Here is a 9,284-nt window from a genome sequence, read left to right on the forward strand (position 1 = left end):
CCGCCACGCGGATGAGGAGGCACTGAAAGAATCCTGCATGACCTCACGGCTTACGCTGCCCCCATGAGCGACGTTCCCGTTCCGCCCGCCGCCGAGGTGCCCGCCGAGGACCCCCGGCTGCAGGAACTGCGCCTGTACGCCGCGCAGCTCGAACGGTACGCCGAGGAGTTCGGCGCGCTGTTCCACCGCTACAAGATGCAGGAGGCGGAACTGGAAGCCGCGACCCTGGCGGTCGTGAACGCCTTCGTGGTGGCGCTCGGCGCGCACGACGCGTACACCCGCGACCACACGCAGCGCGTGCAGCGCAGCGCCCTCATGATCGCCCGGACGCTCGGCTGGAGCGACACGCAACTGGAGGAGGTCCGGCTGGGCGCGGTCCTGCACGACATCGGCAAGACGTCCATCTCGGACACGGTGCTGTGTAAACCGGGCCGCCTGAGCGACACCGAGTACCGCAACATCCAGCGGCACCCGGTGATCGGCGCGCACATGATCAGCGGGTTCCCCGCCCTGACCTCCGCCCGGCCGTACGTGCTGTACCACCATGAACGCTTCGACGGGACCGGGTACCCCGAGGGCCTGCGTGGACAGGACATCCCCATTCAGGGGCGACTGCTGGCCGTCGCGGACGCCGTGGACGCCATGCTCACCCTGCGCCCCTACCGCCCCCGCTGCGGCTGAAGGAAGTGCTGCGCGAACTGCGCGCAGGCAGCGGCACGCAGTTCGACCCGCAACTCGTCGAGGCGTTCCTGATCAGCGGCGCGCTGAACCTCTACGATCTGTCCGACGAACCCGAGCCGACCTGACGCCGGGTGCGCCGCGCGTGGGGGACGCAGCGGGCATGACGTCCTCCCCGGGGTCTCTCACGCGCGGGGGACCTATAGTGACCGCATGAACGACACGCTCCTGAACGCCGCGCTCGACTGGCAGCGTGGGGCGCTGACCCGCGACGCGCTGGTCACGCAACTGACCGCGCTGGGCCGCGAGGACGCCCCACTGATCACCGACCTGATCGTGCGCCTGCGCGCCCACACCGCCGGACACGAGCAGAACGGGGACGCGCCGCGCAGCACCGACGGCTGGCGCGACGAACTGATGGGCAGCCGCGCCTGCACCTGGGGCGGCGCCGGGATGCTGGTCGGCCCGAGCGTCCTGATCCTCACCGACGGGCAGCGGGGCGTGGTGCTGGGCGAGCACGACACCCGCGCGCTGTCCAGCAGCGTCAGCGGGTCCCTGATGCTGCTGTGCCAGACCATCGTCATGGCCGAACACGCCCTGAACCAGCGGGAGATGCAGGACCTGCGCGAGCAGCGCCTCCAGAGTGCGTCCACGTCCCTGAGCGAGATCGACCCGATCCGCTGAGCGGAAACGCCACCCTCGGCGGGGACGAGGGCGGCACCTGTCCTTCTTCCCCGCCGCCCCGCTTCAGCTCAGGGCGTTCAGGATGCCGCCCAGGTCGCGGTGCAGTTCCCCGGTGCGTTCGAAGTGCTTCAGGGGGCTGGGGAAGGTCGCCTGGAGCCACGCGGGGCCGCGCGCGGCGAGCGGGTCGCGCAGGTGGGGGACGCCCAGGTCGGTGAACAGTCGGGCCAGCGCGTCGGCGTAGCCTTCGGGCGTGCGGGGTCCGGCACTGGTGAACACCTTCTTCGGGGGGGTCCCGGCGCGGGTCATGCGGCGGTAGACGTCCAGCGCGTGCCGCGCGAGGCGCAGTTGCTCGGGCGTGAGCTTGCCGGGCGGCTGGTGCACGGCGCGGCTGACGGCGCGGCGGTGCGCTGAGGGCACGAGGCTGGACAGGCCGCGACCCCAGCCGTCCTGGTACTCGGCGCGTTCGGCGGCCAGCGGGTCGCCGGGCACCGGGGCGTCGGCCTTCGGAGGCTGTGCCGCCTGCTTCTGAGCCTTCTGTTTCTTGGGGGCCTGCGCGGTGGGCTGTGCCGGGGGCGTGGCGGGCGTCTGCGCACCTTTCCTGCGGCTCTGGCCTGCCTGCTGGGTGGCGTTCGCGGCGGGGCTGTCCTTGCGGGTGCCGTTCGTGCCGGGGCTGTCCTTGCGGGTGCCGTTCAGCGCGCGGCCGATCAGTTCACTCTCGGGGATGGGTTTCCCGTCGCGGTAGCGTTGCCACAGCCCGTCCAGGACGACCAGGCTGGTGGCCTGCCGCCGCTGGTGCAGCAGTTCGCGGGCGCGCTCGACGCGTTTCTCGCGGCCCAGCAGCAACGCCACGTAAGTCAGGAACTGCCGCGGCGTGCGGGGCTGACCGGGTTCGGCCTGTTCGGGCAGGGCCAGCAGCGTCTGCCTCAGCGCGGCGTAATCGTCGGCGCGCAGCGCGCCGGTGTTGATCCCGGCCTCCACGCGCCGCCACTGCGCCGCGCCGAACACGGCCTTCAGGCCCCACAGCCACTCGCGGGCGCCCTGCACGTGCGTGTCGTCGCGGACGTCGAGCAGTTCCAGGCCGCTCTCGGGTTCGATGACGCGCACGGCGCGTGGCGCGCGGGTGGCGGGCCGCAGTCGTTCAGGGGGCCCGAGGTCGCGCAGCTGCTCCAGCACCGCCTCGTCCCGCGCGAGGCCCTGCAGCAGCGTCAGGTCCTCCAGGCGGAAGGGTCGGCGGCCCCGGATGGTCTCCAGCAGGAAATCGCGGGTGTCCTCGGGCAGGTCGAGGGTGTCCTGCACGGTCATCCAGTGACCCACGAGGTTCGTGAGGCGGCTGGCGCGCAGGTACTCCTCCCACTCGGTGTGGTCCATGCGGTTCCCGGCGCCCGCGCGGGCCTTGCGGGTCTTCTTCGGCCGGGCGAGGTCCGGGGTGGCCTGCGCCTGGAACGCGGCGGGGGCGGGCACGAAGGCGCTCGGGGCCGGGGTGTCCTCGCGCGCGCGGGTCAGGACGCGCAACTCGGACAGCACCGCCAGCGGCAAGGGCTTGCCCTCGTCCTGGAGGCGCTGGAGTTTCTCGCGCAGTTCGGCGCTCAGGCCGCCGCCGCCCGCCATGGCGGTCAGGACCCAGTCCAGGCCCTGGGCGCGCAGGTACTCGCGCCAGTTCCCGGCAGCTGCGAGGCGTTCGGCCTGCGTCTGCACCTGCGTGCGCCGCACGTGCGCGCCGACCTGATCGGTGAGGTGCGCGCCCACCTGCCGCCCGCGTTCCTCGCCCAGCACACGGGCGAACACGCAGGAACTCCCGATCGGGCCGATGACCTCGCCGCCCAGGGTGGTCACGCGGAACTCGTAGCGCAGGTGGTGGCCGCTGCCGGGCGGGCACAGCAGGCACTTCAGGTGCGCCTGCCGGGTCTCGTGGTCCACGACGTGCAGGCCGGTGAACAGGTCGAAGGGCAGCGCGTCCTCGCGCCCCGGTACGGCCAGGGTGGGGTGCGTGAGGCCCTGGGCGGTCAGCTGCTGGTGGACGTGCTCCAGGGTGGCACGCGCGGCGGGAACGTGGGCAAGCAGGTACATGGTGACTTCCGTTTCGGGTGAGTGGGAACGCGGCGCGGGGCCGCGCGGACAGGCAGAGCACACGTCCGGGGTGGGCGCGGGGGTCTCCCCGGCTGTCCTGAGCCCGCCGCACGATGGCCTCCGTTATGGAGCACCGCGGGGCGGGCCGCCGCGTGACGCGGCCCGGAACGTGACCGCGCCGGTCGGGCGGGCGCGGGTGAACACCCCAGCATACGACATGCCCCCCGGCGCCGGTCACGCGCCTTCAGGTCAGCACCAGCCGCCCCAGCTTGCGGTACTCGAGGTGCAACGCCTCCTCCACCAGGGCGTGCGTGAGCGCCTGCCCGCGCGACACGCTGATGAAGACCGCGTTCAGCGCCACCGAGCGGATGTTGCCCCCCGCGACGTCCGCCTGCGCCAGCCGCGCGAAGTCCACGTCGGTGGTATCCAGCGCGGGTGGGAACGCGCCGCGCCACAGCCGCTCGCGTTCGGGGGCCTGCGGCGCGCGGAAGTTGATCACGAACTGCAGGCGGCGCATGAACGCCACGTCCATGCTGCTCTCCAGGTTGGTGGTCAGCAGCGCCAGCCCGTTGAAGGTCTCCAGGCGTTGCAGGAGGTAGTTCACCTGGGTGTTGGCGTAGCGGTCGTTGCTGTCGCGGACCTCGCCGCGCTTGCCGAACACGCTGTCGGCCTCGTCGAACAGCAGCACGCACCCGCCCTGATCGGCCGCGTCGAAGATCTTTTTGAGGTTCTTCTCGGTCTCGCCGATGTACTTGCTGACGGTGCTGCTGAGGTCCACGCGGTACAGGTCGAGGTTCAGTTCGCGGGCCAGGACCTCGGCGCTGAGGGTCTTGCCGGTGCCGCTGGGGCCACTGAACAGCGCCGTGATCGAGCGGCCCCGGCCCGGCCGGGCGAGACCCAGGTCCTCGAACACCACCGAGCGGTGCCGGACGTGCGCGGCGATCTGCTCCAGCGCCAGCCGCTCGGCGTCCGGCAGGATCAGGTCCGCCCAGGTCGCGCGGGTGTCGATGCGCTGCGCGAGGCTGCCCATCAGGCGGCGGTTCGCGCCGCGCGCCGCGTCCCAGGCGCCCTGGAGCCGCGCAGCGTGGCTGGCGTTGCCGGGCAGTCCGGCGCGGGCATCGCGGGCCAGCGCGTCGATGCGGTCCAGGTTCAGGTGGAACTGGTCGCCCAGCTGCCGCAGCAGCGGCTGGTCCCCGCCGACGCCCAGCGCGTGCGCCCAGCGTTCCCGTTGCTCGGCGGGCGTGGGCGCACCGACCTCGGCACTCAGGACCGCGTGGGGGGATTCCAGCGGCAGCGGGTCGGCCGCCAGGATCACCACGGGGCCTGCCGCGACGTCCAGCACGCGGTCCACCAGCCCTTCCGGCGGCTGGGCGTCCGGGAGGGGCGTGGCGGCGTCCACGGCCAGCCGCGTGCCGCGCAGCCGCGTGTCCCGGCGCAGGGCGCGCAGCACGCCCTCCTGCTCCTCGGCGGGGCGGGAGGCCAGGACGGGCAGGTCCAGCAGGTGCGCGCTGTCCCCCAGCAACTGCGCGGCGACCGCCTGCATCCCGGCCGCGTTCGAGCCGAACAGCAGCGCCGCGCGGTCCTCGCCCTTCAGGTGCCGGGCCAGCGTCTCGCGCTGCGCCTCCTGCGAGTCGCTCAGCAGGCCGCCGCCCGGTAGGGCGCGCAGCACCCCGCGCAGGTCCGGCGGGACGCCCGGCGCGCCGCGCAGGTCCGCGAGCAGCGCCCCGCTCAGCCGCAGCGGCGTCAGGGCCTCCAGCACGCTGGCGTTCGCACTCACGCCGAACTCGATCAGCCCGCAGGCCAGCAGGGGCCGCTCGGGGCTGAACGCCTCGCCCTGCGACCAGTCGTCCCCGAGCAGCCAGCGGCGCGTCAGGGACGGCGTCAGGAACGCCGCGTACAGGCTGTCCATCTGCAGCGCCGCCGCGCACGCCGCGAGCATCCGCTCGGGGAACAGCTCGGTCGAGAGGGCCAGGGCCAGCACCCCCACCTCGAACTCCGTCAGGTCCAGCCTCGCCTGCACGTCCGCCAGTCGCGTCCCGCCCAGGTCCGGCGGGGCCACCACGTACCGCACGTCCGGTTCCGCCTGCTCGTTCAGCGCGACGTCCAGCACCTGCGCGCTCAGGGCGTCGCACAGGGCGTGCAGGGCCTGCACTCGTGTCCCGTCCATCAGTTGAGGTTGATCAGGACGCCCTTCACGTCCACGTTCCCGCCGCCCCCGTCGATGCGGATGCCGCGCGTCGCCTTCAGTTCCAGCCGCCCGGTACTCGTGATGGTCAGCGTGTTGCTCTTGCTGTCCAGTTTCACCTCGTTCCCGTTCTTGTCCCGCAGGACCACGAACGGCCCCTTGGGGTCGTCCATCAGGGTGAGGCGGTGTCCGGCCTTCGTGCGGTACTCCGCGAAGGGTTTCTTCTTGTCGTCGTTCAGTTCGATGGCGTGCCCCTTGCTGCTCTGCACGGTGATCTTCGGCGGATCGGGATCCTCCGGGTCGTCGTAGATGAACTCGTGCCCCAGGCGCGTGCGGTACACCCGCTGGATGACCTTGCCGTTCTTGATGACCTTCCCGGTGGGACGCGGCGGGGCGTCCGTGCCGTTCCACAGGCCGCCGATCACGTACGGGTGGTGGATGTCGCCGTGCTCGAAGCCGACGAGCACCTCGTCGTTCACTTCCGGGGTGTGCTGCGAGCCGCGGTTCGGGCCGCCGCCGAGGTTCACGACGCGCGCCCAGTCGGTCTCGTCGTCCTCGGTCAGCGCGGGGAGTTTGAGTTTCACGCGGCCCTGGTTGTCCGGGTCGTCGTTGTTGGTGACGATGCCGATCATCAGGCCCGGCGCGGGGGTCATCACGCCGCCCGCACTGCCGCCCGCCCCGCCGGTCGCCTGCCGGATCATCCCGGCCAGGGACTCCGGGTGGCTGCCCGTCACGGCGAACTCGGTGCTGTACCCTTCCCCGTTGCGGTACACGTGCCGGACGCTGCTCGCCACGTACGACCCGCTGAAGCGCTGCCCCACGTTCCGGATGTCCAGTTGCGTCCCGGCCGTCAGGCGCGGATACCCGGCCGCCTGCCCGCGCGCCTCCAGCAGCCCCTCCGCCACGCGGTTGCGCTGCGCCTGCGCGATCGCGTCCGCGTAGCCCTGATCCCGCACGATCAACGCGCTGCTGGTGGTCGGGGCCTTCATGCTGAACGCCTCCTGCGCCACCCCCTCGCTGCGGGTCCCCTCCTGCACCTTCGCCTTGCCCTCCCCGCTCTGCTTCTCGCTGCTCACGGCGCGCTTCTGCTTCGGGTCCCACGACCGCACCGTGCTGCCGCTCGTCTGGTTCAGGCTGCTCAGGCGCGGCAGGAACTCGCTCAGGTTGTCCCCCCACGTCAACGTGATGGGGTCCTGCCCGCGCACCGGCTCGCAGTGCAGGGTCGTGCCGTCCACGAACAGGATGTACCCCAGCCGCGCTGCCCGCTCACGCAGGAACGCCAGATGCGACTGGTTGTGCTGCAGCACGTACCCGTGCACCACGCTCGCCGGACCGGTCTTCGCGGTCAGGCCGACCTCCGAGGCGATCTTCTTCACGAGGTCCATGTCACTGACGTTCTGGTACGACTTCGTGTGCGTTCCGCGCGCCAGTCGGTGCAGGCGGTCGAAGGCCCGCACGCGCAGCTGCTGCGTGCCCCGCGTGAAGCGCGGCTCGATCTCCACGATCTCCCCGTCGAACACCGTCTCCCGGTTGCCCTTCACCTGCGCGATCACCCGGATACGCGCCCCCAGCCTGTACGTCGTGTCGTCCACGAGCTCCCCGGCCGGGTCGCGCAGCGTGACGGTCGCCACGTCCGGCAGTTGCAGGCTGCTGTCCACGGTGATCTCGTCGATCATCCGGAACTGCTCGGGCGGCATGTCCCGCCCGTCCAGGTTCAGGTACAGCGTGCTGACCGCACCCTCCAGCGAGTCACGCTGCACCCGCGTCACGTCTGCCCCTTCCCGAACGGCGCGCGGCGCAGGTCACCCACGAACCCGCGCTGACCGGCGGCGTCCCGGATGCCCTGACTGACGTGGTAACTCTTCAGGCCCCCCTTCCCCTCGAAGGACGTGGCGGTGTCGGCCTGCTCGAAGGTGGTCTTCATGACCGACCGGACCGGCGTGCCGTCCGGCATGAACAGCGTGAACTGCTGCTCGATGTCCGTGATGACCGCCTGGAAGTGCCACGTCTGCCCCCACTGGAACAGCACGCTGGTCGGCTTGCCCTTCTTGATGCTGCTCCCCACGCCCTTCTCGCCGTCCCCGGTCTGCATCTCGCTCAGGGCCCACAGGGCCGCCGTGTACTTCCGGACGTCCTCGACCACGCCCGCCGACTGCCGCCGCGCGTACGTGTCGAAGAACAGTTCCAGCGTCAGTTTCGCCGGGGACCCCCCCAGGTACACCTTGTTGCCGTTGTCGTTGTTGTCGTTGCTCTCGGTCTTCCAGTTCACGCTGCGGCTGATCGCGTACTCACGCGGGTTGAACATGCACTCGATCGGGGAGCGGCTGCTTTTGCCTTCCATCGGGACGATCTGCGCCTTGATGAACTGCCCGCCGCCACTGCTGCCTGCGATGTCGATCATGATGAGCCTCCTTGAATGGCCTGCGCCGCGCTCACTTGCACTCGGCGGGTCTGGGCGTGCCCGGGCGGTACATGCACCACCGTTCCTGCTCGCCCTTCAGGGTGTACGTGCCCAGCATGGCCTTGCGGCCCGAACGCAGGGACGCCACGAAACTGAAATCCGGATTCTTGGGGGACGTGGCGCTGAGGGTGTCCCCGTTGAAGAACACGGTGATGGGCACGCTGGGAATGCCGGGGCGGTTGCTGCTGAACGTCCCGGTGGCGGTCTTCCCGGTGACGGTCATGGTGACCACGCCGAAGGGGTGCGTCCAGGTTCCGCTCAGGTCGCTGTAGTCGCTGCCGGTGTCACGGACCTCGACGGTGATGGACGTCTTGTACGGTTTGTCGTTTGCGGTCAGCGAGTACGTTCGCGTCTGCGTGGGCTGGATGGTCAGTTTACCCTTGGGCGGCAGGTCCCCGTCGATCCCGTCGATGCGGACGACGGAGGTGTTCACGGTGTACCAGTCGAACGTGACGCTCTCTCCGGCGTTCACGATGCGGCGGTTGACGTTGAAGCGCGTCACGATGGGTCCCTGGTTGCTCAGGTCTGTCGAGGTGCCCTGCCCGTTCGGGGGCGGCGTGACCCCACCGGTCTGCGGCGCGGGTTTCACCGTGACGGTGACCTTGCGGCTCTGGCCGCCAGCCGTGACGGTGTACGTTCCGGTCTTCGTGACCTGCACGCGCGCCTGACCGCTGGCGGGATGCGTGGTGCCGATCATTCCGGCGGGGCCGCTGAGGCGCACGGCGCTGGAGTTCTGCGCGGTCCAGCTGAGCGTCACGGCGCCGGGGCCGGTCAGGGTGCTGGGGGACGCGCTGAACGAGGTGATCTGCGGGGTGGGGGCAGCGGTCACGGTGACCGCCTGGGTGGCCTTCGCGGTGCCGGCGCGAAGCACGAACGTGCGCGTGGCACTCACCGGGACGGGGGTCTGCCCCTGCGCGGGCCAGCTGCCGTCGCGGTTCGGACCTTTCACGCCGTCGATCCGGACGGCGCTGGCGTTCTGCACCTTCCAGCTCAGCACAACGACGCCCTTCCCGGTGATCTGCGTGGGGGTCAGCGTGAACGACTGCACGGTTGCGGGCGGCAGGGTCACCTTCACGGTCTGCTTCTGCACCTGATTCCCGGCAGTCAGCGTGAAGGTGCGCGTCGCACTCACCGGCACGGGGGTGCTGCCCCGGGCGGGCCACTGACCGTTCGCGAGGGGACCCTTGAGTCCGGCGAGGCGCACGCTCT

General features: G+C 71.1%; 6 protein-coding genes. 2 read left to right on the forward strand and 4 right to left on the reverse strand.

Annotated elements, in window-relative coordinates:
* Positions 1–63: 63 nt before the first annotated feature.
* Entirely contained in the window at positions 64–681 is a 618-nt protein-coding gene (locus EXW95_RS00390; RefSeq protein ID WP_174365850.1) for an HD-GYP domain-containing protein, read from the forward strand.
* Positions 682–891: 210 nt separating this feature from the next.
* On the forward strand, positions 892–1,362 hold the full coding sequence (locus EXW95_RS00395) for a hypothetical protein (RefSeq protein WP_174365851.1): 471 nt from the start codon (positions 892–894) through the stop codon (positions 1,360–1,362).
* Positions 1,363–1,425: 63 nt separating this feature from the next.
* Here EXW95_RS00395 and EXW95_RS00400 read toward each other — a convergent pair whose 3' ends face one another.
* The 4 genes from EXW95_RS00400 to EXW95_RS00415 form a co-directional block, all read right to left on the reverse strand.
* Positions 1,426–3,429, reverse strand: coding sequence for a hypothetical protein (locus EXW95_RS00400; RefSeq protein ID WP_174365852.1), 2,004 nt, complete (start codon positions 3,427–3,429; stop codon positions 1,426–1,428).
* A gap of 244 nt (positions 3,430–3,673) precedes the next feature.
* Positions 3,674–5,596, reverse strand: a complete 1,923-nt coding sequence (locus tag EXW95_RS00405; protein WP_174365853.1) for an ATP-binding protein — start codon at positions 5,594–5,596, stop codon at positions 3,674–3,676.
* Entirely contained in the window at positions 5,596–7,383 is a 1,788-nt protein-coding gene (locus tag EXW95_RS00410) for a VgrG-related protein (protein WP_174365854.1), read from the reverse strand. The genes EXW95_RS00405 and EXW95_RS00410 overlap by 1 nt, the downstream gene beginning before the upstream one ends.
* Positions 7,380–8,015, reverse strand: coding sequence for a hypothetical protein (locus EXW95_RS00415; RefSeq protein ID WP_174365855.1), 636 nt, complete (start codon positions 8,013–8,015; stop codon positions 7,380–7,382). The genes EXW95_RS00410 and EXW95_RS00415 overlap by 4 nt, the downstream gene beginning before the upstream one ends.
* Positions 8,016–9,284: the final 1,269 nt, after the last annotated feature.

The sequence above is a fragment of the Deinococcus sp. JMULE3 genome (assembly GCF_013337115.1).
Classification (GTDB): domain Bacteria; phylum Deinococcota; class Deinococci; order Deinococcales; family Deinococcaceae; genus Deinococcus.